Below are 25782 nucleotides of genomic sequence, written 5' to 3' on the forward strand. Positions count from 1 at the left end.
GTGCCTTCCTGAGGGTGGGTATCTGTCCGCGAACGACGCGGACTACTTCTTCTTCGACGAGAGGGCGTCGGCGCCGCCGACGATCTCGGAGATCTGCTGGGTGATCTCCGCCTGACGCGCGTTGTTCGCGAGTCGGGTGAAGTCACGGATCAGCGAGTCGGCGTTGTCGCTGGCCGCCTTCATCGCCTTCTGCCGTGCGGCGTGCTCGGAAGCAGCCGACTGCAGCATGGCGTTGAAGATGCGGCTCTCGATGTAGACCGGGAGCAGCGAGTCGAGCACCGCGTCGGCGTCCGGCTCGAACTCGTAGAGCGGCAGGGGCTCGTTGCCCTCGGGCTCATCGATGCCCTCGACGACCTCGAGGGGCAGCAGGCGAACGACCTGGGGCTCCTGGGTCGCCAGGCTGATGAACCGGTTGAACACGATGTGGATCTCGTCCACGCCGCCGGCAGCGGTGTCCTGGAGGAACTTCGCCACGACGGCGTCGCCGATCTCCTTGGCCGTCGAGAACTCCGGCTGGTCGGTGTTGCCGACCCACTGCTGCTCGGACGGACGCTCACGGAACGCGAAGTACCCGACGGACTTGCGACCGACCAGGTAGTAGACGACGTCCTTGCCCTCGCTGCGGAGCAGGGAGGCGAGCTCCTCGCCCTGCTTGAGGACGTTCGTGCTGAACGCACCGTTCAGGCCGCGGTCCGAGGTGAAGAGCACGACGGCTGCACGGGTCGACGACTCCGGCTCGGTGGTCAGCACGTGGTCGACGTTCGAGAACGTCGCCACGGCCGACACCGCACGCGTGACGGCCCGCGAGTACGGACCGGACGCAGCCATACGGGCCTGCGCCTTCTGGATCCGCGACGCCGAGATCAGCTCCATCGCGCGGGTGACCTTCTTCGTGGTCTTCGCCGACTTGATCCGCTGGCGGTAGACCCGGACCTGCGCTGCCATCTAGCGACGACCCTTGACGATCTGCTCCTGGTCGACGTCCTCGGCCTCGGCCGCGTCGAACTGCTCGGAGCCGAGGGTCTTGCCGTCGCTCGTCTGGAAGCTCTTCGTGAACTCGTCGATCTGCTTGTCCATCTCGGCGACGGTGTCGTCGCTGAGCTGGTTCGTCTCGCGCAGGGTCGTGAGCACGTCGGAGTTGCGACGCAGGTGGTCGAGCAGCTCGGACTCGAAGCGGAGCACGTCCGGCACCGGGACGGTGTCGAGCTTGCCGTTCGTGCCGGCCCAGATCGAGACGACCTGCTCCTCGACCGGGTACGGCGAGTACTGCGGCTGCTTGAGGAGCTCGGTCAGACGTGCACCGCGCTCCAGCTGACGACGCGACGCCTGGTCGAGGTCGGACGCGAACATCGCGAACGCCTCGAGCGAGCGGTACTGCGCCAGCTCGAGCTTCAGCGTGCCGGAGACCTTCTTGATCGACTTCACCTGGGCGTCACCACCGACGCGGGACACCGAGATGCCCACGTCGACGGCCGGACGCTGGTTCGCGTTGAAGAGGTCCGACTGCAGGAAGATCTGGCCGTCGGTGATGGAGATGACGTTGGTCGGGATGTACGCCGAGACGTCGTTCGCCTTGGTCTCGATGATCGGGAGACCCGTCATCGAGCCCGCGCCGAGCTCGTCGGACAGCTTCGCGCAACGCTCCAGCAGACGGGAGTGCAGGTAGAAGACGTCACCCGGGTAGGCCTCGCGGCCCGGCGGGCGACGCAGCAGGAGCGACACCGCACGGTAGGCCTCGGCCTGCTTCGACAGGTCATCGAAGATGATGAGGACGTGCTTGCCCTGGTACATCCAGTGCTGGCCGATGGCCGAACCGGTGTACGGGGCGAGGTACTTGAAGCCGGCCGGGTCGGAGGCCGGGGCGGCGACGATGGTGGTGTACTCCATCGCACCGGCGTCCTCGAGCGCACCCTTGACGGAGGCGATCGTGGAGCCCTTCTGGCCGATGGCGACGTAGATGCAGCGGACCTGCTTGTCCTCGTCGCCGGACTCCCAGTTGGCCTTCTGGTTGATGATCGTGTCGATCGCGATGGCCGTCTTGCCGGTCTGGCGGTCGCCGATGATCAGCTGACGCTGACCACGGCCGACGGGGATCATCGCGTCGATGGCCTTGATGCCGGTCTGCAGCGGCTGGTGGACCGACTTGCGAGCCATGACGCCGGGGGCCTGCAGCTCGAGGGCACGACGGCCTTCGGCTGCGATCTCGCCGAGACCGTCGATCGGGGCGCCGAGCGGGTCGACGACGCGACCGAGGAAGGCGTCGCCGACGGGGGCGGAGAGGACCTCACCCGTGCGGGTGACCTCCATGCCCTCTTCGATGCCGCCGAACTCGCCGAGCACGATGGCGCCGATCGAGTCCTCATCGAGGTTCTGCGCCAGGCCGAGCGTGCCGTCCGCGAAGCGGATGAGCTCGTTCGCCATGACGCCGGGGAGACCCTCGACGTGGGCGATGCCGTCACCGGCGTCGGTGACGTGCCCGACCTCGGCCGTGGAGGCCTTCGTCGGCTCGTAGTTCGAGACGAAGTCCTTCAGGGCATCACGGATCTCATCGGGGCTGATGGTGATGTCTGCCATGGGATTTTCCTTGTGGTTTTCCGGGGCCCTTCGGCTCCGAGAGGGTGACGCTGCCGAACTCGGCAGTTCCCGTTGTGGACTTGGGGAGGAGCGGCTTCGACCGTACGCCTAGCCGGCGAGCTGGAGCCGGAGCTCCGAGAGTCGCGTGGACACGGTGCCGTCGATGACGTCGCCGCCGATCTGCACCCGGACCCCGCCGACGACCGTGGGGTCGACGACCTGGTTGATGCTGATGTCCTTGCCGTACCGCTCGGACAGACCGCGCGTGACGCGGGCCGACTGGGCGGGGGTCAGGTGCGTCGCCGTGACGACCGTCGCGACGAGCTTGCCGGCCTGCTCGGCCACGATGCGCGATGCGTCGCGGACGATCTCACCGATGCGACGACCACGGGGCTGCTGCACCAGGGACGACACGATGATGACCGTCTGCTCCGACGCCTTGGCACCGAGGAGCCGCTCGACGAGCGCGCCCTTCTGCTCGGGGCTGCCGAGCTTGGTGCCGAGCGCCAGCTCGAGTCCGGCGTCCGAACGGACGGCGGTCTCGAAGGCGAACAACTCCGACTCGATCGACGAGTCCGGACCCGCGGTGGCGGCGACGGCGCGGATGCCCGCGTCCTCGATGCCGGCGAGCAGGTCCTGCTGCGAGGACCAGCGCGAGCCGGCCACCGCGGTCAGGACCGCACGCGTCGCGTCCGACTGTCCGGCGAAGACACGGTCGATGAGGACCTTCTTGCCGGCCGCGTCGGCCGTGGGGTCGGACAGCAGCCCGAGCAGCTGCGGCGCACCGGCGATCGCACGCCCGGAGGCGAGGATCTCGGCACCCGCGACCAGGCCGGCGCTCGGACCGAGGTCCGAGAGCACCGCCCTGGTGGACGCGAGTGCTTCTCTGGTAGCGCTGCGCATGCTCAGTGCTCCCCCGTCTTCGTGGCCTGCGAGGCCTCGAGGTCGGCGAGGAAGCGGTCGACCACTGCGGTGGACTTGGCGTCGTCCTTGAGGGACTCACCGATCACGCCGGACGCGAGGTCCAGCGCGAGGGTGCCCACTTCGGACCGGAGTGCCTGGACGGCGCTCTGGCGCTCGGCCTCGATCTGCGCCTGTGCGTTGGCCGTGATGCGTGCTGCATCGGCGGTCGCCTGCTCGCGGACCTCGTTGCCGATCGCCGTGGCGTCGGCGCGGGCCTGCTCACGGATGCGCGATGCCTCGGCACGTGCATCAGCGAGCTGCTTGTTGTACTCCTCGAGCGCAGCAGCGGCCTGCTCCTGAGCGGCCTCGGCCTTCTTGATGCCGCCCTCGATGGCCTCGGTGCGCTCATCGAGCATCTTCGTGATGCGCGGCGTGACGACACGCCACATCACCAGGAAGATGATGACGAAGGCAAGCGCCGACCAGACGACGTCGTACAACGGCGGGATCAGCGGGTTGTGCGTCTCCTCCGCCGCGATGATGAGTGCGTTGTGCATCGAGGAGCCTTAGTTGGTGCCGGTGAAGATGAAGTACGTGGCGATACCGATGAAGGCCAGGGCCTCGGTGAAGGCGATACCGATGTACATGAGGGTCGTCAGGCGGCCCTGGAGCTCGGGCTGGCGAGCGACGGACTCGATCGTCTTACCGACGACGATGCCGACGCCGATGGCCGGGCCGATCGCTGCGAGGCCGTAGCCAACCGTCGCGATGTTGCCGTTGATCTCCGCGAGAACGGTCGTTGCGTCCACGTGTTTTCCTTTCGAGGTGCGGGTCCGACGGTCGTCGGTCCCGTAGGGGGTCAGTGAGGAATCAGTGCTCGTCAGCCAGCGCCAGCTGGATGTAGACGGCGGTGAGGAGCATGAAGACGTAGGCCTGCAGCAGCGCGACGAGGACCTCGAAGAAGCTGAACGCGATGCCGAACGCGATGGTCCCGACGCCGAAGGCCTTGAAGCCGAGCGAAGCGTCGAAGAAGAAGAACTGCGTGGCCGAGAAGAACAGCACGAGGAGCAGGTGCCCCACGACCATGTTCATCAGGAGTCGCAGCGTCAGGGTGACGGGACGGAGCACGAAGGTCGAGACCAGCTCGATCGGCGTCACGATGATGTAGAGGAACCACGGCACACCGGGCGGGAAGAGCGAGTTCCGGAGGAACGTGCCCGGGTGCTTGCGGAGACCGGCGTAGATGAACGCGACGTACGCGACGATCGCCAGGATCATCGGCATCGCGATGCGACTGGTCCCGCCGAGGTTCATGAACGGCACCAGACCGGTCAGGTTCATGAACAGCACGCCGAAGAAGATCGTCGCCAGGAGCGGCAGGAAGCGCTTGCCGTCCTTCTCGCCGAGGTTGTCGAACGTGTTGCGGCGGACGACGTCGAACGCGTACTCGATGAACGCCTGACCGCGGTTCGGCACGAGCTTCAGTGCACGGGTACCCACGAACGCGAACACCAGGAGCACGGCGACGGCGAAGAATCGGATGAGGACGAGCCGATCGATCTCGAACGGCGTCCCTGCCCACAGAAGAGCATCGGGGAAGAACTCGTTGATCGACGGACCATGGAACTCGGCGGCCTTGCTGCTCCCCGCCGCGACGGTGTCAACCGCAGCGGAGAGGGACAGGGGAAGAGCGTGGGATAGCAGCGCTGTCTCCTGTGTCGGCGCGCGCACATCATGGCACGCGATGGTGGACGTTGTGGAGGCTCGCCCGCCCCGAGCGAAAGGCTCCGGTAGCGGACTTCGAGAAGCCTATCAGGTGCGAGAGGCTTCCCGGCTTCTCAGACGCGGGGGGTCGGGTTCCCAGCGTCCGCGGAGTCGTCGAGACCGTCGCCCGGCAGCCGGACGTCGATCGGGGTGCGGGCCTTCGCGACCGCGACGACGTCGATCACCAGGGAGCCGACGACCCCCGCGATGATCACGATCGCCAGCACCGGGAAGTCGACCCAGTCGCGGTCCCTGAGCAGGACCAGCAGCACGATGAAGACGATGAACTTCAGCAGCCAGGTGCCCATCACGATCCCGAAGAACGCACCCGAGATCATCTGGCCCTTCGACACCCGCAGCGCGACGAGGACACTGACCGCGGTGAGGCCGAGGAACACGACGCTCAGCACCGCGCCGAGCAGTCCCCCGACCAGCCCGGGGCCGTCCGCGACGAGGAACCCGATGAGTCCGCCGACGACCGCCAGGGCGACGGCGAGGACCGCTCCCCAGGTGATGATGCGGCGGAACACCGGCCGGACGTGGTCGAGCGCGTTCGGTGCGGTCACGTGATGTCTCCAGGGATCGTGCGGTCGTTGGCGGCCCGGTCGAGCGGGTCGAGGCTGGCGTCCACCACGGCGGCGGAGCGGTTGGCGGTCTGCGCGGCGATCTCGGCGCGCTTCCGTCCGAGCGGCGCGAACGTCGCGACGGCGCAGACGGTGAAGCCGACGGACACGAAGACGACGACCCAGTACCAGTCCACGAAGAGGAACAGCAGGCACCCGAAGGCGACGGTCGCGGTCCAGGCGTAGAAGATCAGCACCGCGTGGAAGTGCGAGTGCCCCATGTCGAGCAGGCGGTGGTGCAGGTGCTTCCGGTCGGCCGAGAACGGCGACTTCCCCGCGCTGAGCCGTCGGGTGACCGCGAGCCCGAAGTCCAGGATCGGGACGATCAGGATCGCGAACGGCAGCAGGATCGGGATGAACGCCGGCAGCAGCGCCTGGCGTGTCTGGACCGCCGCCGGGTCGATGTTGCCCGTGACCGAGACCGCACTCGTGGCCATCAGGAACCCGACGAGCAGCGCGCCGGCATCCCCCATGAAGAGCTTCGCGGGGTGCCAGTTCAGGATGAGGAAGCCCAAGCAGGCCCCGACGAGGACCGCGGTGAGCAGCGACGGCAGGTTGAAGAAGAACTCGGTCTGCACGACCACGCGGTTGATGAAGAACGTGTAGAGGAAGAACACGCCGCCGGCGATGATCGCGACACCGGCCACCAGCCCGTCGAGCCCGTCGATGAAGTTCACCGCGTTCATCACGAGCACCACCGCCAGCACGGTGAAGATCAGGCTCATGTACGACGACCCGACGCCCAGCGTGTTGCCGATCGGCAGCGACACGATCGCGACGCCCTGCCAGGCGAGGATGCCCGCCGCGATGATCTGCCCGGCGAGCTTCGTCATCCAGTCGAGGTCCCAGATGTCGTCCGCGACGCCGAGGACCACGATGATCGTCGCTCCCCCGAGCACCGCGAGCACACGGCCCGGCTCGGAGAACACCAACCGGAAGTAGTCGGTCCCCGCGATCGACGGGAACAGGAACCAGGCCGCCAGGAGCGAGACGATGACGCCGATGTACATCGCGATGCCGCCGAGCCGCGGCGTCGGGGTGCGGTGCACGTCCCGCTCGCGGACCTGCGGGTACCACTTGTACTTCAGCCCGAGCTTCCAGACGATCAGGCTCATCACGAAGCTCACGACCGCGGCGATGGCCCCCGCGAGCAGGTAGTACTTCATGTGACGAGGTCGGCTCCGACGACCCGGATGATCTCCTCGTCGGGGATCACCCCGTGCCGGACGATGCGGAGCTTCCCGCCGTCCGACAGCCCGGTGGCGTCGACGATGGTCGACCCCGTGCTGGCCTCGAAGCCGTCGTGCACCTCGATCGGCCCGCCGTCCAGGTAGATCGCGACGCTGTCACCGAGCATGCGTTCGGCGGCGTCGACGTCCATCGCGGCCGGGTCGCCCGTGGAGTTCGCGGACGAGACCGCCAGGGGCCCGACCTCCTGCAACAGCTCGAGGGCGATCCGTGAGTCCGGCATCCGCAGGGCGACCGTGCCCCGCGTCTCGCCGAGGTCCCAGTCGAGCGACGGCTGGGCGTGCAGGATGACGGTCAGCCCGCCGGGCCAGAACTCGGCCACCAGGTCGCGCACCGGCTGCGGGACGTCGCTGGCGAGCGCGTCGAGCGTGGGCGGACCGGGGATGAGCACGGGCGGCGGGGACTGCCGTGTGCGGCCCTTCGCGTCGAGCAGCCGCTGCACGGCGGTCGCGCTGAAGGCGTCCGCGGCGAGGCCGTAGACGGTGTCGGTGGGGACCACGACGAGCTCTCCGCGTCCGAGGGCGGCGCGTGCGAGCCGCATCCCGGTCAGGAGCCCGTCGGAGTCGGTGCAGTCGTATCGGGATGCCATGACTCGACGATGATAGTGCGACACAATGGTGGACATCGTGAACGAGACGCCTGCACCCCCGCTCCTGTTCCTCTTCGACATGGACGACGTCCTGGTCCGGTACGACTGGAAGGTGCGCATGGCCGCACTCTCCGAGTTCACCGGACACGCGTTCCAGGAGCTCCGACGCCGCTGGTGGGACTGCGGTCACGAGATGCGCGCCGAGGCCGGTGGGTTCGCGGACGGCGACGAGTACCTCGCCGCGTTCGAGCGCGCGATGGAGTGCGACGTCCCCGAGGCCGACTGGGCCCGGATCCGCGGCGCCGCGATGACCGAGCTGCCGGAACGCATCGAGGCGGTCCGGATCGCGAGCGAGCACGGGCGTGTCGGGCTGCTCACCAACAACGGTCCGCTCGCCGGCCGGTGGATCCACGAGTGGGCACCGTCCCTGCCCGAGGTCTTCGGCGAGCACCTCGACACGACGAGCAACTTCGGCGCCCGGAAGCCCGAGCCCGAGGTCTTCCAGCGCGCGATCGCCCACCACGGGGTCCCCGCGGAGCGCACCTTCTTCGCCGACGACATGCCCGAGAACATCGCCGGTGCGCGGAGCGTCGGCATCCACGCGGTGCTGGTCGAGCACGACACCGACCTGCGCGAGTACGTCCGCGCCTTCGTCGCGGCGCAGCGCGAGACCTCCCCCGTCGCCTGACGAGCGCTCACACCCGCCGACACGCCGTCGTCTTGTCGAGACGCCGCCAGACACCGCGGCGTCTCGCGCACATCGCGGCGTCTCACCGACACGACGGCGTCTCACCGCAGCCGACGGCGGGCGACGACGGCCTGGAGGCGCGGCTCACCCCCGCCTAGCGCGTCGCGGTGGTCGTGCGGTCGCGACCTGTCAGGTCGACGTGCGTCTCCGGGGTGCGGAACCCCCGGGCCGCCAGGACCTGCCGGACGCCGGCGCCCTGCGGCTCGGCGTGCTCGATGACCAGTGCTCCCCCGGGCACCAGCAACCGCCAGGCCGTCTCGGCGAGGGCGCGCACGGCGTCGAGGCCGTCCGGCCCACCGTAGAGCGCCATCGCCGGGTCGTGGTCGCGGACCTCGGGGTCGACCGGGATCGCGTCGTCCGGCACGTACGGCGGGTTCGACACGACGACGGAGACGGTGCCGTCGAGTTCCGGCAGCGCGTCGGCGAGGTCGCCCTCGACGAGCCGCACGGTCCCGCCGTGGGCATCGACGTTGCGCCGGGTCCAGGGCAGCGCCTCGGGCGACCGCTCGACCGCGTAGACCACGGCGTTCGGCACCTCGGTGTCCATCGCGATCGCGATCGCACCGCTTCCGGAGCCCAGGTCGACGGCGATCGGCTCGGGCACGGCGGTCGCGCGGAGGGCGTCGATGCCGAACTGGACGACGCCCTCGGTCTCCGGACGGGGCACGAACACGCCCGGTCCGACGGCCAGGGTGAGCGCGCGGAAGTACGCCTGCCCGGTGATGTGCTGCAGCGGCTCACGGGTGGCTCGGCGGGCGACCGCGTGCCGGAAGCGCTCGACGTGCTCCGGGGCGATGCCGCCGCCGATCAGCGCCCGGGCCTGGACAGCACCGCGCGAGGTGTCGGTCGCCCACGCGAGCAGCAGCTCGGCGTCGACCCGGGGCGTGGGGACGCCGACGGCGACGAGCGCCGCGGTCGCCTGCTCGAGCAGGCGATCCGCGGCGTACGTGCGGGACCCGTCGGAGCCGCCGCGGGCCTCCAGTCCGGTCACGCCGATCAGGCGTCCTGGTCGCCGATGGCGGCCAGCCGCGCCTCTTCGTCCGCCTGGATGGCGGACTGGATGACGGGCTCGAGGGCACCGTTCATCACGCGGTCGAGGTCGTACGCCTTGTAGCCGGTGCGGTGGTCCGCGATCCGGTTCTCCGGGAAGTTGTACGTGCGGATGCGCTCCGAACGGTCCATCCCGCGGATCTGCGACTTGCGCGCGTCCGAGGCGATCGCGTCGAGCTCCTCCTGCTGGCGCGCGAGGATGCGTGCACGGAGCACGCGCATGCCGGCCTCACGGTTCTGCAGCTGCGACTTCTCGTTCTGCATCGCCACCGTGATGCCCGTGGGCAGGTGGGTGATGCGGACCGCGGAGTCCGTCGTGTTGACCGACTGGCCGCCAGGGCCGGAGGACCGGTAGACGTCGATCTTCAGGTCGTTCTGGTTGATCTGGACCTCTTCGGGCTCGTCCACCTCGGGGAACACCAGCACGCCGGTGGTCGAGGTGTGGATGCGCCCCTGCGACTCGGTCTGCGGCACACGCTGGACGCGGTGCACACCGCCCTCGTACTTCAGGTGTGCCCAGACGCCCTGGGACGGGTCGGTCGTGTTCGACTTGATCGCGACCTGGACGTCCTTGTAGCCACCCAGGTCGGACTCGGTGCGCTCGAGGAGCTCGACCTTCCAGCCCTTGGTCTCGGCGTAGTGCGAGTACATGCGCAGGAGGTCGGCCGCGAACAGCGCCGATTCCTCGCCGCCCTCGCCGCCCTTGATCTCCATGATGACGTCGCGGCCGTCGTCCGGGTCGCGCGGGATGAGCAGCCGCCGGAGACGCTCCTGGCGCTCCGACAGCTGCTCCTCGAGCCCGGGGACCTCGTCCGCGAACGCCGCGTCCTCACGCGCGAGTTCCTGGGCGGCGGCGAGGTCGTCCCCCGCCGCCTGCCAGGCCTCGTACGCGGACTTGATCTGGTTGAGCTCGGCGTACCGCCGGTTCACCTTCTTCGCCCGGGCCGCATCGGCGTGGAGCGCGGGGTCCGACAGCTGCTGCGTCAGGTCCTCGTGTTCCGCCAGCAGCCCCGCTACCGACTCGAACACGCGTTACTCCTGGTGGCCGTTGTGGTGGGCGCCGGTCGAGGGGACCGACTTCTGCACCTGCACCAGGAACTCGACGTTCGACTGCGTCTCCTTGAGGTTCCGCAGCACGATCTCGAGGGCCTGCTGCGGGTCGAGCCCGGCGAGGGCCCGGCGCAGACGCCAGGTGATCTTGACCTCGTCCGCGGAGAGCAGCTGCTCCTCGCGACGGGTACCAGAGGCGTTCACGTCGACGGCGGGGAAGATCCGCTTGTCGGCGAGGTGACGGTTCAGGCGGAGCTCCATGTTGCCGGTGCCCTTGAACTCCTCGAAGATGACCTCGTCCATCTTGGAGCCGGTCTCGACGAGCGCGGTCGCGAGGATGGTCAGCGAGCCGCCGTCCTCGATGTTGCGCGCGGCGCCGAAGAAGCGCTTCGGCGGGTAGAGCGCCGCCGAGTCGACGCCACCGGAGAGCACGCGGCCCGACGGCGGGGTCGACAGGTTGTACGCACGGCCCAGGCGGGTGATCGAGTCGAGCAGCAGCACGACGTCGTGGCCCAGCTCCACCAGGCGCTTCGCACGCTCGATGGCGAGCTCGGCGACGGTGGTGTGGTCCTCGGCGGGACGGTCGAAGGTCGAGGCGATGACCTCGCCCTTCACCGTGCGCTGCATGTCGGTGACCTCTTCGGGCCGCTCGTCGACGAGGACGACCATCAGGTGCGCCTCGGGGTTGTTCTTGGCGACGGCGTTCGCGATGGCCTGCAGCACGACGGTCTTGCCGGCCTTCGGCGGGGACACGATGAGACCGCGCTGGCCCTTGCCGATCGGCGAGACGAGGTCGATGATGCGGGTCGACAGCTTGCCCGGCTCCGTCTCGAGGCGCAGGCGCTCGTTCGGGTACAGCGGGGTGAGGTCGTTGAAGTCGACACGGGCCGCGGCCTCGTCGGCGGACTGGCCGTTGATCGACTCGACGGCCACGAGCGCGTTGTACTTCTGACGGCTCTGCTGCTCGCCGTCACGCGGCTGCTTGATCGAACCGACGACGGCGTCGCCCTTGCGCAGGTGGTACTTCTTCACCTGGCCGAGGGAGACGTAGACGTCGCTCGGGCCCGGCAGGTAGCCGGTGGTGCGGACGAACGCGTAGTTGTCGAGGACGTCGAGGATGCCCGCGATCGGGATCAGGACGTCGTCCTCGGTGACCTCGGGCTCGAAGTCGTCGTTCTGGCCGCCACGGCCGCGCTTGCGGTCGCGCTGGCGACGGCTGCGGCCGCTCTCGGCCTCGTCGGCGTGCTGTTGCTGCTGCTGCTTCTGCTGGCCGCTGGTCTGCTGCTTCTGCTGACCGGCGTTCTGCTGCTTCTGGTCGGACTTGTCGTCCTGCTTGGCGTCGGCCTGCTTCGGCTGGTCGTTCTGCTTGCCGTTCTGCTGCTCGCCGCCGTTCTGCTTCTGCTGGTTCTGCTGGCCGCCGTTCTGCTGGCCGCCGTTCTGCTGGCCGTTCTGGTCGGCGCCGTTCTGCTTCTGCTGGCCGCCGTTCTGGCCACCGTTCTGCTGGTCGGCGCCGTTCTGCTGCTCGACGTTCTCGGCGTTCTGCCCACGGCCACGACCGCGACCACGGCTGCGACGACCGCGGCGCGAGCCGCCCTCGCCCTGCTCGGAGTTCTGGTCGCCCTGGTCGTTCTGGTCGCCGGACTCGTTCTGGTCCTGGTCGGCCTGCACGGCGGACGTCGGGGCCTGCTGGCTCTGCTGGCCCTGCTGCTGGGCAGCCTGGTTCGGCTGCTCGGCCTCGGCCGGTGCCGACGCCTGCTGGCCCTGCTCGGCGCCACGCTGCTCGGAGCGCTGCTCGGCGTTCCGCTGGCCACGGCCGCGGCGCTGCGAGCCGGACTGCGCGGCTTCCTGCGCGTCCTTCTCGGCGCGGACCTGGTCGAGCCCGGCGAGGAGGTCCTCGGTGCCGGTCTGACCGTGGTTGGTGTGCTCGGCGGCCGAGGTCGGTGCGGCGTTCACGGTGCCACCGGACGACGCACGGCGCGAACGACGGGCACGGCTCGGGGCTGCCGACTCGGCGGGTGCCTCGGAGTCGGCGACGGGGGCCTCGGCAGCGGGCTGCGCGGGCGTCTCGGCGGGTTCCGGCAGGGTCGGCTGCTCGGTGGCGGCCGGCTCGGCGGGGGTCTCGGGGACGACGGCGGCCGGGGCGGCCGGCGTCTCGTCGACGGGGCGCTTGTCCTCGATGGAGGCGATCAGGTCGCCCTTGCGGAGCTTGGAGAGCCCGGTGATGCCGAGCGAGGAGGCGATGCGCTGGAGCTCCGGGAGACGGAGGGCACGCAGGTCGCTGGGGATCTCCACCTGGGCGGAGTTGTTGTCGGTCAAGGTCGGTGTTTCCTTTCGAACCGCAGAACGCGGAGAGTTTCCACCGTCCCGGATGCAGTGAGCATCGACCGCCGTTCAGACGACGGATCGGGATTCGGTGATCAGAAAGAGATGCACACTCGCGCACCGGACCCTGCGACGTCGTAGGAGCTGTCCTGGAGGACGAGCGATCCGTACGGTTACGCGGGTTCGGCTTCGAGCGCCGAGTGCGCTGCCACTGTAGCACCACCGAGATCGACGGCCAGCATGAGCGGCCGCCAGTCGGATTCGGCGTGTCGCTGGACCAGGTCGGCGGCGGTCAGCCGCTGTGCCGGGTCGCTGCCGAGGACGAGCAGGCTCGGCCCCGCACCGGAGACCACCGCGGCCAGGCCGTGCTGCCGGAGCAGCCGGATCAGGGCGTCGGTCTCGGGCATGGCGCTGGCGCGGTACGCCTGGTGCAGACGGTCCTCGGTCGCGGCGAGCAACAGCTCGGGGCTCTGGATGAGCGCCGCGACGAGCAGCGCCGAGCGGGAGACGTTGAACGCGGCGTCGGCGTGCGGGACCTGCTCGGGCTGCAGGGAGCGCGCGAGCTTGGTGGAGAGCGTCGAGGTCGGCACGAACACCACCGGGGCGACACCGCGGTGCACCAGGAGCCGTTTGTACGCCGGGCCCTCGGCGGTCATCCACGCGATCGTCAGGCCGCCGAAGAGCGCCGGCGCGACGTTGTCCGGGTGGCCCTCCATCTCGGTGGCCAGGGTCAGGAGCGTCGAGGCGTCGAGGTCGACGATGCCCTCGAGCAGGCCGCGGGCCGCCATCAGCCCCGCGACGATCGCCGCGGCGGACGAGCCGAGACCGCGCCCGTGCGGGATCGCGTTCGTCGCGTGCAGCTCGAGGCCGGGCTGGTCGACACCGGCGTATTCGAACCCTCGGCGGACGGCACGGACGACCAGGTTCGAGTCGTCGGTGGCGACCTCACCGGCGCCGACGCCCTCGACCGTGACGGTCGCGCCGGGTTCGGGGCGCACGCGCACCACGACCTCGTCGTAGAGCGAGAGCGCGAGGCCGAGCGAGTCGAAGCCGGGGCCGAGGTTCGCCGACGTGGCCGGCACCCGGACGCGGACCGTCGATCCGGCCGGCAGTGTCCGGACCGCCCGTCCGGCCGGTACAGCGCTGCGGGCGGTGACGCCCTCCCCCGGTCCGGACGAGCGGTCGGAGATCACTGCTCGCTGACCAGACCGAGCACGTCGGCGATCGACTTCGTGTCGACCGGCACGCTCGTCGGGGTGACCTCGCCGCCGTCCGGCGTGCGGAGGGCCCACTGCGGGTCCTTCAGGCCGTGACCCGTGACCGTGATGACGACCTTCGCGCCCTTCGGCACGACGCCGGCGTCGGCGCGCTCGAGCAGCCCGGCGACACCGATCGCCGACGCGGGCTCGACGAAGACGCCGACCTCGGCCGACAGGATGCGGTGCGCGGCGAGGATGGCCTCGTCGCTGATCGCACCGAAGTAGCCGTCGGTCTCCTGCTGCGCCTCGAGCGCGAACTGCCACGAGGCCGGGTTGCCGATGCGGATGGCCGACGCGATGGTGTCCGGGTGCCGGACGACCTCGCCGTGCACGATCGGGGCGGAACCGGCGGCCTGGAACCCGAACATGCGGGGCAGCTTGGTGCTCCGACCGGCGGCGACGTCCTCGCGGTAGCCGCGCGAGTACGCGGTGTAGTTGCCCGCGTTGCCGACGGGCAGGAAGTGGAAGTCCGGTGCGTCACCGAGGACGTCGACGACCTCGAACGCGGCGGTCTTCTGCCCCTCGATGCGGTCGTTGTTGACGGAGTTGACGAGGTGCACCGGGTAGTTCGCCGCCAGGTCGCGGGCGATGTCGAGGCAGTCGTCGAAGTTACCCTGCACCTGCAGCAGCTGGGCGTCGTGGGCGACGGCCTGGCTGAGCTTGCCCATGGCGATCTTGCCCTCGGGCACGAGCACCGCGGCGGTGATGCCGGCGTGCGTCGCGTACGCGGCGGCCGAGGCGCTGGTGTTGCCGGTCGAGGCGCAGATGACGGCCTTCGCGCCGTGCTCGACGGCCTTCGAGATCGCCATCGTCATGCCGCGGTCCTTGAACGAGCCCGTCGGGTTCATGCCCTCGAACTTCACGTAGACCTCGGCGCCGGTGCGCTCGGAGAGCCGACGAGCCGGGATGAGCGGCGTGCCGCCCTCACCGAGGGTGACGATGGGCGTCGCCTCGGTCACGTCGAGTCGGTCGGCGTACTCGCGCAGGACTCCCTGCCACTGGTGGGCCATCAGGCTTCTCTCTCTGTCCGGTGGGGTGGATCTGGTGGTGGTTCGGCTCGGCGAGCCTGCTGGTCGGCCTGGAGGCCCGTGGTCGCGTCAGCGACCGACGACGCGCAGGACGCTGGTGACGTCCAGGACGACGTCCTCGCCGCGGAGGGCGACGACGGTGTCCGCGAGGTCGGCCTCGCGCGCCAGGTGGGTGCCGATGACGAGCGTCGCGGTCCCCTCGGCTGCGCCGGTGGTGGTCTGCTCGACCGTCTCGACGCTGACGCCGTGCTTGGCGAGCACGCCTGCGACGGTCGACAGCACGCCGGGTGCGTCCGTGACGTGCAGGGTGATCTGGTAGCTCGTGCGGACGGTGCCGATCGGGAACACCGGCAGCTCGGACTGCGTCGACTCGGCGACGCCCGGGCCACCGATGACGTGCCGACGAGCCGCGGAGACCAGGTCGCCGAGGACCGCCGAGGCCGTCTCGACGCCACCGGCACCCGCGCCGTAGAACATCAGGTCACCGGCGGCTTCAGCCTCGACGAACACGGCGTTCTTCGCTCCGTGCACGCTCGCGAGCGGGTGCGACTCGGGCACGAGGGCCGGGTAGACGCGGGCGCTGACGCCCTCGCGGCCGTCCTCGTCCGTCAGCCGCTCCGCGGTCGCCAGGATCTTCACGACGTAGCCGGCCTTGCGGGCGGCGCGGACCTGCTCGATCGTGACGTGGGTGATGCCCTCGCGGTGCACGGCGGCGAGCGGCACCGAGGTGTGGAACGCGAGCGAGGCCAGGATCGCGGCCTTCTGCGCGGCGTCGTAGCCCTCGATGTCGGCGGTCGGGTCGGCCTCGGCGTACCCGAGCTCCGTCGCGGTGGCCAGGGCGTCCTCGAACGTGGAACCCTTGCGGTCCATCAGGTCGAGGATGAAGTTGGTCGTGCCGTTGACGATGCCCATGATCCGGACGATGCGGTCACCGGCGAGCGAGTCGTGCAGCGGACGGATGATCGGGATCGCACCGGCCACGGCGGCCTCGTAGTAGAGCTGTGCACCGACCTGCTCGGCCGCGGCGAAGAGCTCCGGGCCGTGGGTGGCGAGCAGCGCTTTGTTGCCGGTGACGACGTCGGCGCCGGACTGCAGCGCCTGGAGCACGAGGGTGCGCGCCGGCTCGATGCCGCCGATGAGCTCGACGACGATGTCCGCGCCGAGGATGAGCGACGCAGCGTCCGTGGTGAAGAGCTCCGCCGGCAGGTCGACGTCGCGCTCCGCGTCCACGTCGCGCACGGCGATCCCGACGAGCTCCAGCCCGGCTCCGGCGCGCGAGGCCAGCTCGTCGCCGTGCTCGAGGAGCAGTCGCGCGACCTGGGAACCGACCGAGCCGGCCCCGAGCAGCGCGACACGGACGTTGCGGTATTCGATCATCTGGTAGCGGTTCCTGTCGATGGGGGCACGCCCTGCGGGGTGGGCGGACCCGGTCGGGTCGGGGGTCAGCGGCCGGTGCCCTCGGCGGGCACGGCGGCGACCCCGGTGTCACGGGCGAGCAGGTCGTCGATCGTCTCGCCCCGCACGAGGATACGGGCTGTGCCGTCCGCGACGGCGACGACCGGCGGGCGGCCCACGTGGTTGTAGTTGCTCGACAGCGCCCAGCAGTAGGCACCGGTGGCCGCCACGGCCAGCAGGTCGCCGCGCTGCACGTCGCCGGGCAGGTACTCGTCGTTCACCACGACGTCGCCGCTCTCGCAGTGCTTGCCGACGACGCGGCTCAGCACCGCTGGTGCGTCGGAGGTGCGGGCGAGCCGGGCCGTGTAGTCGGCGCCGTACAGGGCCGGACGGATGTTGTCGCTCATCCCGCCGTCGACCGAGACGTACGTGCGGGTCGCGCTGCCGCCGTCGTCGGTCTCGAGCGTGACGGGCTTGATCGTGCCGACGCGGTACAGCGTCACCCCGGGCGGGCCGATGACGTACCGGCCCGGCTCGACGGCGATGTCCGGCACCGGGATGCCGCGTTCGGCGCAGGCCTCGCCGATGATCGCGGCCAGTGCATCGGCGACGTCCTCGGGGGCGAACGCCGAGTCGGCCTCGGTGTAGTCGATGCCCCAGCCGCCGCCGAGGTTCAGCTCGGGCACCGGGCCGGTGGCGACGAGCGTCGCGTGCACGTCCATCAGCCGACGTGCGGCCTCGCGGAAGCCGGCGTCGTCGAAGATCTGCGAACCGATGTGCGAGTGCAGGCCGACGAAGGCGAGCGAGGGCTCGGCACGGACGGCTGCCGCGGCGTCGACGGCCTCGGACAGCGGGATGCCGAACTTCTGGTCCTCGCGAGCGGTCGCCAGGTACTCGTGGGTGGACGCGTGCACGCCGGTGTTGATCCGGATGCGCACACGCTGCACGACCCCGGCGTCGGCGGCGGCGCGGGCGACGCGCTGCACCTCTTCGTGGCTGTCGAGCACGATCGTGCCGACGCCGACCTCGACCGCACGGGCGATCTCGGCGTCGGACTTGTCGTTGCCGTGGAAGCCGAGCCGACCGGGGTCGATGCCACCGGCCAGGGCGACCGCGAGCTCACCGGCGGTGCAGACGTCGACGCGCAGGTCCGCCTCGGCCATCCACGCGACCACCTGCGTCGTCAGGAACGCCTTACCGGCGTAGTAGACGTGCGCGTGACTGCCGATGCGTTCGAAGGCCTCGGTGAAGGCGTTCCGCACCCGCACCGCACGGGACTGCACGTCACGCTCGTCGACGACGTACAGCGGCGTGCCGAACCGGGCGACCAGGTCGGTCGCGCTGATGCCACCGATCGCCAGGGTGCCGTCGTCGGTCCGCGTCGCGGACGCGGGCCAGATGCGGTCCACCAGTTCGGAGGCGTCCGTCGGGAACCGCAGCCGCGGCGGTGCAAGGGGGTTCTCGCTCACGGGACCCGATCCTACCGACGCGAGCCACGCCTCCCGGGCCGCGTTACGCACCCGTCCGCTCAGCGGCAGCTGCCGACGGTCCGCAGGCCGTCCTCGGTGAGCGGCAGCGCGTCCGCGGTGATGCGGACCGTCGCGTCCGACTTCGACACGTCGAGTGAGCGCACCCGCAGCGCCTCGGGCAGGAACTGCGCGGTGCAGACCTGCACCGGGACGCCGGTGACGCCCGGGATCGAGTCGACCTTCAGACCGAGGTCGGAGTTCGTGATCCGGACGCTCTCCGGGGTGATCGAGATACCGCGGCCGTCGTCCTGCGCGACGACGGCACCCTTGGCGGCGTAGGTGATGTCGTAGCCGAGCACCGACGACGACCCGGTCAGCTCGACCCCACCGTCGGCCAGGCTGAGGCGGTCGAAGAGCGGGCTGTACTTCGCCAGGTCCTTGACGCTCGACGACGCCAGGGTGACCGTGCCGTCGACGTCGCGGACGTCACCCTTGCCGTCCACCGGGACGTCCTGCGCAGTGACGTCGGCGGCGAGCGGGATGCCGTCGACCGTGAGCTTCTCCGAGGAGATCTCGACGCGATCGAGCGTGCCGCTGATGAGCTGCGGGATGACGATGCCCTCGGCGTGCGCGTCGACCTGGCCGGTCGTGCCGTCGGGCAGCGACTGCTCGACCTGCTGGGCGATGATCCGGTCGACGACGCCGCGCAGCACGAACTCGGCGACGACGACGAGGCCGGCGAGCACCACGACGAGCACGAGCAGGACGACGGGCCAGCGGCGGCGCTTGGTGGGGCGTTCGGTGGCTGCAGGCATGCGTCCTAGCCTGCCAGCCCGGCCTGCGGCGCAGCTGCGGCCGGGCGCGGCCAGGCTGCGGCCGGGCGCGGCCAGGATGCAAAACACCGGTGTTCGCGCTCGACACCCCGGGATGCGGGTGTTCGGTGCGCGAACACCGGTGTATTGCGGAGAGGGCGACCGCTACATGCGGGACGGAGCCGACACGCCGAGCAGGCCGAGGCCGTTCCGGACGACCTGGCCGGTGGCGTCGTTCAGCCACAGGCGCGTGCGGTGTAGGTCGGTCACGGGCTCGTCGCCGAGGGGCGTGACGCGGCAGGAGTCGTACCAGCGGTGGTACAGGCCAGCCAGCTGCTCGATGTAGCGCGCGATGCGGTGCGGCTCGCGCAGCTCGGCGGCGTGCCGGACGACCCGCGGGTACTCGGCGAGGGCTCCGAGGAGCGCGCTCTCCGACTCGTGGGTCAGCAGCGAGGCGTCGAACACCGACCGGTCGACCCCGGCGGCCGCGGCGTTCCGGGCCACCGACTGGGTGCGGGCGTGGGCGTACTGCACGTAGAAGACGGGGTTGTCGTTCGTGCGCTTCGTGAGCAGGTCGAGGTCGATGTCGATCGCGGTGTCGCTGGCGAAGCGGACCAGGGCGTAGCGGCCGGCGTCGACACCGACGGCGTCGACCAGGTCCTCCATCGTGACGATGGTGCCGTTGCGCTTCGACATGCGCATCGGTTCGCCGTCCTTGAGCAGGTTGACCATCTGCCCGATCAGGATCTCGAGGTTCTTGCCCGGCTCGTCCCCGAACGCGGCACACATCGCCATCATGCGGCCGACGTAGCCGTGGTGGTCGGCGCCGAGCATGATCAGGTTCCGCTCGAACCCGCGCTCGCGCTTGTCGAGGTAGTACGCCAGGTCGCCGGCGATGTACGCGGGCTCGCCGTCCGACTTGATGACGACGCGGTCGCGGTCGTCGCCGAAGTCGGTCGTGCGGAGCCACTCGGCGCCCTCGGCCTCGTACATCACGCCGGCCGACCGCAGCCGGGCGATCGCACGCTCGACGGCCTTCGACTCGTGCAGCGCGTTCTCGTGGAAGTAGACGTCGAAGTCGACGCCGAAGTCGTGCAGCGACGACTTGATGTCCGCGAACATGAAGTCGACGCCCTCGCGGCGGAAGAGCTCCTGCGCCTCGTCGCGCGGCAGGTCGCGGACGTCGATGCCCGGCTCGAGGGTCGCGATGACCCGTGCCGCGATCTCGGCGATGTAGGCGCCGCCGTAGCCGTCCTCGGGCGTCGGCTCACCGAGTGCGCTGGCGACGAGGGAGCGGGCGAAGCGGTCGATCTGCGCGCCGTGGTCGTTGAAGTAGTACTCGCGGGTGACGAGTCCGCCCTGCGCCTGGAACACGCGGGCCAGGCTGTCGCCCACTGCGGCCCAGCGGACGCCGCCCATGTGGATCGGGCCGGTGGGGTTGGCGGAGACGAACTCCAGGTTGATCCGGACGCCGTCGTACAGGTCGCCGGTGCCGAAGGACTCGCCGCCGTCCACGATGGTGCGCGCGATCTCGCCAGCGGCGGCCGCCTCGAGCGTGATGTTGATGAAGCCGGGGCCGGCGACGTCGACGGAGTCCACACCGTCGAGCTCGGTCAGCTCGCCGGCGATCTCGGTCGCGAGCTCGCGCGGGTTCGTGCCGAGCCGCTTCGCGAGCTGCATGGCGGCGTTCGAGGCCCAGTCGCCGTGGGCGCGGTTCTTCGGACGCTCGAGCACCACGTGGGACTCCTCGATCGTCACGGTCTCGGACGCGCCTCGGCGCTCGACGATCCCGGTCAGGATCGACAGGTACGCGGCGGAGAGTTCGGCAGGAGTCACGAGGACCGATCCTACCGGGACGCCCAGGTCCGCACCGGTCGATGCAGCATCATGTCGGGATGACCCCCCGCAGCCGTGCCCGGGCGCTCACCGTCGCCACCCTCACCACCGCAGCAGCCGTCGTGCTCGCCGGGTGCTCGGGCGGCGGGGCCAGCACCCCGTCGGCCAGTGCGACCCCCGCGGGCAAGCCGGTGTCGCAGACCTGCGGTGAACTCCTGCCGATGAGCGCCCTGTCCGTGTACGGGCAGACCTTCGAGCTCGACGACTCGTTCACACCGGCGAAGGGCTCCCCCGCCGCGACCATCGCGAAGCAGCAGGGCCGCGTCTGCCGGTTCGTGAGCACCGACGCGGACGCCACGGCGATCACGTTCGCGGTCGCCGACCTGCCTGAGAAGTCGCTCACCAACCTGAAGGACGCCCTGTACGAGCGGGGCGGATCGGTCCCCACCTACCGCGTCGAGGGGTACTTCGCCCTGAACGGTGCCGTCGGCCGGGCGGATGCCTTCGCCGACCCGTACTGGATCACCGCGCAGTCGACGCTGTTCACCGAGCCGGGTGGGGCGCAGCCCGTCGTCGACGCGGTGCGGGCCGCGCTGCAGCCGTCCGCGACGGGGTCGGCGACGCCTGCGGGCTGACGCACGCGGGCCGGCACGGTGCGCGGTCCGCCACCTGGTGCGCGGTTGCGTGCCCGGTGCGCGCTTCCAGCGCCGCACGGAATGCAGAACCCCGCACCGGAACGCAACCCGCGCACCGTGCGGACGGGAGGCCCGTGGCCGGCCCGCACCGCGCCTCCAGACCGGCCGCCCCCCGCGTCCACTGCGCGACACGCGCTGTCCAGGACCACCCACCGGACCTGCTACGGTTGTTCACACCCCTTGGCCCCCATAGCTCAGGGGATAGAGCACTGCCCTCCGGAGGCAGGGGCGGAGGTTCGAATCCTCCTGGGGGCACTGGACACACCCGCGCAAGCAGACGTCTTCGCTGCGCTCTGTCGGCTGCGCACGATGTCGCCTGCGGCGACCTTCCCCCGTTGGGGCTCCTCGTCGAGTGAGCAGAACGCGACGGGTCGAGGCGGGTGACCCGACGTCTTCTGCTCACTCGGCGCGCGACGCCCCGCCCCGCCCCTGCGCTACCCCGTGTTTCCGAGCGGGACACCTCGGTCCCCTAGGATCACGGGCCGGTCGTCCCGCACGCGACCGGGAAGAGGCCTCGATGACCACCGGCACCGGGAACGCGCAGCTCGAACTCGCCCGCGGCGGCGACGCACCCGCCCCACGGACCCTGTTCGACGTCCTTTCGGCGACCGCGGCGACCCATCCGGACGCCACCGCGCTCGAGGACCCCGCCGGCAGCGTCGACTACGCCGCCCTGCTCGACCTGGTGCACGCGCAGGCCGACGACCTCGCACGCCGGGGCGTCCGGCGCGGGGACCGGGTCGGGGTGCGGATCCCCTCCGGCGGGCGCGACCTGTACCTGTCGATCCTCGCCGTGCTGGCCGCCGGAGCCGCCTACGTGCCCGTCGACGCCGACGACCCCGAGGAACGCGCCACCCTGGTGTTCGGCGAAGCCGGTGTCGTCGGGGTGATCGGTGCCGGCGGCGTGCTGCGCGACCGCGACGGCGCCGAACTGCCCGTGACCGACCCTGCGGCGAGCGCCGAGCTCCCCCGCGAGACCGACGACGCGTGGATCATCTTCACGTCCGGGTCGACCGGGGTGCCGAAGGGCGTGGCGGTCACCCACCGCAGTGCTGCGGCGTTCGTGGACGCCGAGGCGCGGATGTTCCTGCAGGCGGCGCCGATCGGTCCGGGTGACCGGGTGCTGGCGGGGCTGAGTGTGGCCTTCGACGCGTCGTGCGAGGAGATGTGGTTGGCGTGGGGGCACGGTGCCGCGTTGGTGCCGGCGCCCCGGTCGCTGGTGCGGACGGGGGTGGACCTGGGGCCGTGGCTCATCGCGCACACGATCACGGTGGTGTCGACGGTGCCGACGCTCGCGGCGTTGTGGCCGGACGATGCGCTGGAGCAGGTGCGGCTGGTGATCTTCGGTGGTGAGGCGTGCCCGCCGGAGCTGGCGGCGCGCATCGCGAGTCGTGACCGTGAGGTGTGGAACACGTACGGGCCGACCGAGGCGACGGTGGTGGCGTGCGGGTCCCTGCTCGACGGGAGCCAGCCGATCCGGATCGGGTTGCCGCTGGACGGGTGGGACCTGGCCGTGGTGGACGGTGCCGGGCAGCGGGTGGAGCCGGGCGGTGTCGGTGAGCTGGTGATCGGTGGGGTCGGGCTGGGGCGGTACCTGGACCCGGCGAAGGACGCGGAGAAGTACGCGCCGTTCCCGGAGCTCGGGTGGGAGCGGGCGTACCGGAGCGGGGACCTGGTGCGGTACGAGCCCGAGGGGCTGGTGTTCCAGGGGCGTGCGGACGACCAGGTGAAGCTCGGCGGTCGGCGGATCGAGCTCGGTGAGATCGATGCGGCGCTGCAGGCCCTGGACGACGTGGCGGGTGGTGCTGCGGTGGTGCAGCGGACCCCGGCGGGGAACCAGGTGCTCGTCGGGTACGTGGCGCCGGTGGCGGGGGCGACGGTGGACGTGGCGGCGGCGAACGCACGGTTGCGCCAGGAGTTGCCGGCGGCGCTGGTGCCGTTGGTGGCGGTGGTGGAGTCGCTGCCGACACGGACGTCGGGCAAGGTCGACCGTGCGGCGCTGCCGTGGCCGTTGCCGGGGGCGACGGACGCGGCGATGCTGCCGGACACGGTGGCGTGGATCGCCGAGCGGTGGTCGGCGATCCTCGGGGTGCCGGTGGCGAGCGTCGACGACGACTTCTTCGCGCACGGCGGTGGGTCGTTGACGGCGGCGCAGCTGGTGTCGGCCATCCGTGAGCGGTTCCCGACGACGACGGTGGCTGACGTGTACGACCACCCGCGGATCGGGGCGTTGGCGGCGGCGCTGGACGAGTCCGGGCCGGTCGAGGCGTCGTCGCGCGACGTGGCTCCGGTCCCCCCGGCGACGGGGCTGCTGATGACGCTGCTCGGGCTGCCGGTGCAGGTGCTCCGCGGGCTGCGGGTGCTGACGTGGACGGCCCTGGTGGCTGCGGTGCTGCACGCGACGACGTTGCCGTTCCTGCCGGTGCTGCCCTGGCCGGTGCTGGTGCTGATGCTCCTGGTGTTCGTGACGCCGATCGGCAAGATGGCGCTGACGGCGGTGCTGGCGCGGCTGCTGCTCGCCGGGGTCGGTCCGGGCTCGTACCCCCGTGGGGGTTCGGTGCACCTGCGGGTGTGGTTGGCCGAGCGCATCGCCGAGGCGGTGGACGGCCCGTCGACCGCGGGTGCCCCGTGGATCAGCTACTACGCACGGGCGCTCGGTGCGCGGATCGGGCGGGACGTCGACCTGCACACACTGCCGCCGGTGACCGGGATGCTGACGATCGGCAAGCGCGCGTCGATCGAACCCGAGGTCGACCTTGCCGGGCACTGGCTCGACGGCGACGTGTTCCACCTGGGGCACGTCCGCATCGACGACGACGCCGTGGTGCGGAGCCGGACGACGCTGCTGCCGGGGGCGCACGTCGGCGCGGGTGCCGAGGTGACGGCGGGTTCCGCCGTCGGCGGTCCGGTGCCGGCGGGCGAACGCTGGGCGGGGGCGCCGGCGGAACGCGTCGGGTCGGCTCGCGGCGACCGGGAGGCCCGCCCTGCGGTCCGTCGCCGCTGGCTGCTCGCGTACGGGGCCGGGTCCCTGGCGGTGGCCGGTTTGCCGGTGGTCGGTGTCGCGGTCGGACTGCTGGTCGCCCTGGCCCTGGTGGGGCGGGCGTCGGCCCTGGGCGACGCGGTGCTCCGCGCGCTGGTGACGGTCCCCCTGGCGACGGTCGTCGCCGGTGCGGTGTACGCGCTGCTGGTGGTGGTCGCGGTGCGGTTGCTCGGCATCGGCCTGCACGAGGGGCGGCACCCGGTGCGCTCCCGGATCGGCTGGCAGGTGTGGTCGACCGAGCGGGTGCTCGACGCGGCGCGGACCCTGCTGTTCCCGCTGTACGCCTCGCTCGTGACGCCGGTGTGGTTGCGCCTGCTCGGCGCCCGGGTCGGTCGGGACACCGAGATCTCCACGGTGCTGCTCATCCCGGCGCTGACGCAGATCGCGTCGGGGGCGTTCCTGGCCGACGACACCATGGTGGCCACCTACGAGCTCGGCGGCGGTCGGGTGCGGATCGGTCGGTCGAAGGTCGGTCGTCGGGCGTTCCTCGGCAACAGCGGGATGACGGGCGCCGGACGCTCGGTGCCGCGCGAGGCCCTGGTGGCGGTGCTGTCCGCCGTGCCGAAGAAGGCCAAGCGCGGGTCGTCGTGGCTCGGATCACCCCCGGTGCGGCTGCGACGAGCGGCGACGGAGTTCGACGAGGCACGCACCTTCCGTCCGTCCAGGCGGCTGAAGGTCGCCCGCGGCTGCTGGGAGCTGCTGCGCCTGGTCGCCCCGATGGTGTCCGCCGCGATCGCGCTCGGCGTGGCCGGCACACTGCTGGCGCTGTGGTCGGCCGTCGGGATCGGGTGGACGGTGCTGCTCGCCGGTCCGGTGCTCATCGCCGCCGGTGCCGTCGCCGCAGTGGTGTCGACGATCGCGAAGTGGGCGTTCGTCGGCCGGATCACCGCCCGGGAGCACCCGCTGTGGTCGTCGTTCGTGTGGCGCAACGAGGTGCAGGACACCTTCGTCGAGACCGTCGCCCGGCCGTGGTTCGCCGAGCAGGCCACCGGCACCCCTGCTCTGGCCGCCTGGTTGCGGAGCCTCGGCGCGACGATCGGGCGCGGGACCTGGCTCGAGACGTACTGGCTGCCCGAGGCCGACCTGGTCACCATCGGGTCCGGGGCGTCGGTGGCGCGGGGCACGGTCGTGCAGACGCACCTGTTCCACGACCGCGTGATGCAGCTCGACACCGTCCGGCTCGACGCTGGCGCCACGCTCGGGCCGCACAGCGTGGTCCTGCCGGCGGCCGGCATCGGTGCCGGGGCGACCGTCGGACCGTCCTCGCTCGTGATGCGCGGTGAGCAGGTGCCGCCGGGGTCCCGCTGGGCCGGCAACCCGATCGCTCCGTGGACAGCGGCACCGCCCTCGGTGACAGCCCCACCGGCACCATGAGGT

Annotated in this window: 21 protein-coding genes and 1 tRNA gene; 4 read left to right on the forward strand and 18 right to left on the reverse strand. The window is 71.0% G+C overall.

All coding sequences use genetic code 11. The features are described 5' to 3' along the window. Positions 1 to 42: 42 nt before the first annotated feature. The 9 genes from ASF75_RS03680 to ASF75_RS03720 form a co-directional block, all read right to left on the reverse strand. Entirely contained in the window at positions 43 to 945 is a 903-nt protein-coding gene (locus ASF75_RS03680; RefSeq protein WP_017885745.1) for a F0F1 ATP synthase subunit gamma, read from the reverse strand. Next, on the reverse strand, positions 946 to 2574 hold the full coding sequence (gene atpA / locus ASF75_RS03685; RefSeq protein WP_017885746.1) for a F0F1 ATP synthase subunit alpha: 1629 nt from the start codon (positions 2572 to 2574) through the stop codon (positions 946 to 948). It abuts the gene before it with no gap. Between the two features lie 108 nt (positions 2575 to 2682). Continuing rightward, positions 2683 to 3477 (reverse strand): F0F1 ATP synthase subunit delta, encoded by a 795-nt coding sequence (locus ASF75_RS03690; RefSeq protein ID WP_031259114.1) that lies wholly within the window; start codon positions 3475 to 3477, stop codon positions 2683 to 2685. 2 nt (positions 3478 to 3479) lie between these two features. Further along, positions 3480 to 4034: a F0F1 ATP synthase subunit B gene (locus tag ASF75_RS03695; protein ID WP_017885748.1), complete on the reverse strand. Its 555-nt coding sequence runs from the start codon at positions 4032 to 4034 to the stop codon at positions 3480 to 3482. Between the two features lie 9 nt (positions 4035 to 4043). Beyond that, positions 4044 to 4286, reverse strand: a complete 243-nt coding sequence (gene atpE, locus ASF75_RS03700; RefSeq protein WP_017885749.1) for an ATP synthase F0 subunit C — start codon at positions 4284 to 4286, stop codon at positions 4044 to 4046. 61 nt (positions 4287 to 4347) lie between these two features. Beyond that, the gene (atpB, locus tag ASF75_RS03705) at positions 4348 to 5208 is read right to left on the reverse strand and encodes a F0F1 ATP synthase subunit A (RefSeq protein ID WP_017885750.1); all 861 of its coding nucleotides are present in this window, start codon (positions 5206 to 5208) and stop codon (positions 4348 to 4350) included. Between the two features lie 107 nt (positions 5209 to 5315). After that, positions 5316 to 5807, reverse strand: a complete 492-nt coding sequence (locus ASF75_RS03710; RefSeq protein WP_017885751.1) for a hypothetical protein — start codon at positions 5805 to 5807, stop codon at positions 5316 to 5318. Beyond that, positions 5804 to 7030 (reverse strand): MraY family glycosyltransferase, encoded by a 1227-nt coding sequence (locus ASF75_RS03715; RefSeq protein ID WP_056068829.1) that lies wholly within the window; start codon positions 7028 to 7030, stop codon positions 5804 to 5806. The genes ASF75_RS03710 and ASF75_RS03715 overlap by 4 nt, the downstream gene beginning before the upstream one ends. After that, the gene (locus tag ASF75_RS03720; RefSeq protein WP_017885753.1) at positions 7027 to 7701 is read right to left on the reverse strand and encodes an L-threonylcarbamoyladenylate synthase; all 675 of its coding nucleotides are present in this window, start codon (positions 7699 to 7701) and stop codon (positions 7027 to 7029) included. Before ASF75_RS03720 ends, ASF75_RS03715 begins: the two co-directional genes overlap by 4 nt. A gap of 37 nt (positions 7702 to 7738) precedes the next feature. Between ASF75_RS03720 and ASF75_RS03725 the strand changes: the two genes are divergently transcribed. Next, on the forward strand, positions 7739 to 8389 hold the full coding sequence (locus ASF75_RS03725; RefSeq protein ID WP_162243003.1) for an HAD family hydrolase: 651 nt from the start codon (positions 7739 to 7741) through the stop codon (positions 8387 to 8389). 154 nt (positions 8390 to 8543) lie between these two features. Here the strand turns inward: ASF75_RS03725 and prmC are convergent, their stop codons facing one another. From prmC to argS, 9 genes are all read right to left on the reverse strand, one after another. Beyond that, positions 8544 to 9431 (reverse strand): peptide chain release factor N(5)-glutamine methyltransferase, encoded by an 888-nt coding sequence (gene prmC, locus ASF75_RS03730; protein WP_082509440.1) that lies wholly within the window; start codon positions 9429 to 9431, stop codon positions 8544 to 8546. Between the two features lie 14 nt (positions 9432 to 9445). Next, the gene (prfA, locus tag ASF75_RS03735; RefSeq protein ID WP_017885756.1) at positions 9446 to 10528 is read right to left on the reverse strand and encodes a peptide chain release factor 1; all 1083 of its coding nucleotides are present in this window, start codon (positions 10526 to 10528) and stop codon (positions 9446 to 9448) included. Between the two features lie 3 nt (positions 10529 to 10531). After that, a complete protein-coding gene (gene rho / locus ASF75_RS03740; RefSeq protein WP_056068834.1) occupies positions 10532 to 12865 on the reverse strand; it encodes a transcription termination factor Rho in 2334 nt (777 codons plus the stop codon). A gap of 179 nt (positions 12866 to 13044) precedes the next feature. Then, a complete protein-coding gene (thrB, locus tag ASF75_RS03745) occupies positions 13045 to 13983 on the reverse strand; it encodes a homoserine kinase (RefSeq protein WP_056069140.1) in 939 nt (312 codons plus the stop codon). A gap of 77 nt (positions 13984 to 14060) precedes the next feature. Continuing rightward, positions 14061 to 15140, reverse strand: a complete 1080-nt coding sequence (gene thrC, locus ASF75_RS03750; RefSeq protein ID WP_017885759.1) for a threonine synthase — start codon at positions 15138 to 15140, stop codon at positions 14061 to 14063. An 87-nt stretch (positions 15141 to 15227) separates the two neighbouring features. Further along, positions 15228 to 16535 (reverse strand): homoserine dehydrogenase, encoded by a 1308-nt coding sequence (locus ASF75_RS03755; RefSeq protein WP_017885760.1) that lies wholly within the window; start codon positions 16533 to 16535, stop codon positions 15228 to 15230. Between the two features lie 65 nt (positions 16536 to 16600). Next, a complete protein-coding gene (gene lysA / locus ASF75_RS03760; protein ID WP_056068836.1) occupies positions 16601 to 18022 on the reverse strand; it encodes a diaminopimelate decarboxylase in 1422 nt (473 codons plus the stop codon). Between the two features lie 59 nt (positions 18023 to 18081). Next, positions 18082 to 18837: an LmeA family phospholipid-binding protein gene (locus tag ASF75_RS03765; RefSeq protein ID WP_017885762.1), complete on the reverse strand. Its 756-nt coding sequence runs from the start codon at positions 18835 to 18837 to the stop codon at positions 18082 to 18084. A gap of 162 nt (positions 18838 to 18999) precedes the next feature. Further along, positions 19000 to 20670: an arginine--tRNA ligase gene (gene argS, locus ASF75_RS03770; RefSeq protein ID WP_056068838.1), complete on the reverse strand. Its 1671-nt coding sequence runs from the start codon at positions 20668 to 20670 to the stop codon at positions 19000 to 19002. Positions 20671 to 20729: 59 nt separating this feature from the next. Here argS and ASF75_RS03775 point away from each other — a divergent pair, with 59 nt between their 5' ends. The 3 genes from ASF75_RS03775 to ASF75_RS03785 all read left to right on the forward strand — a co-directional run bounded on the left by ASF75_RS03775 (position 20730) and on the right by ASF75_RS03785 (position 25779). Continuing rightward, a complete protein-coding gene (locus ASF75_RS03775) occupies positions 20730 to 21305 on the forward strand; it encodes a hypothetical protein (protein WP_042539469.1) in 576 nt (191 codons plus the stop codon). Between the two features lie 243 nt (positions 21306 to 21548). Beyond that, positions 21549 to 21620: transfer RNA gene (locus tag ASF75_RS03780), tRNA-Arg, on the forward strand. Positions 21621 to 21882: 262 nt separating this feature from the next. Further along, positions 21883 to 25779, forward strand: a complete 3897-nt coding sequence (locus tag ASF75_RS03785) for a Pls/PosA family non-ribosomal peptide synthetase (RefSeq protein ID WP_056068840.1) — start codon at positions 21883 to 21885, stop codon at positions 25777 to 25779. The last annotated feature ends 3 nt before the right edge of the window (positions 25780 to 25782 follow it).

The organism is Curtobacterium sp. Leaf154 (assembly GCF_001424595.1).
Classification (GTDB): Bacteria; Actinomycetota; Actinomycetes; order Actinomycetales; family Microbacteriaceae; genus Curtobacterium; species Curtobacterium poinsettiae.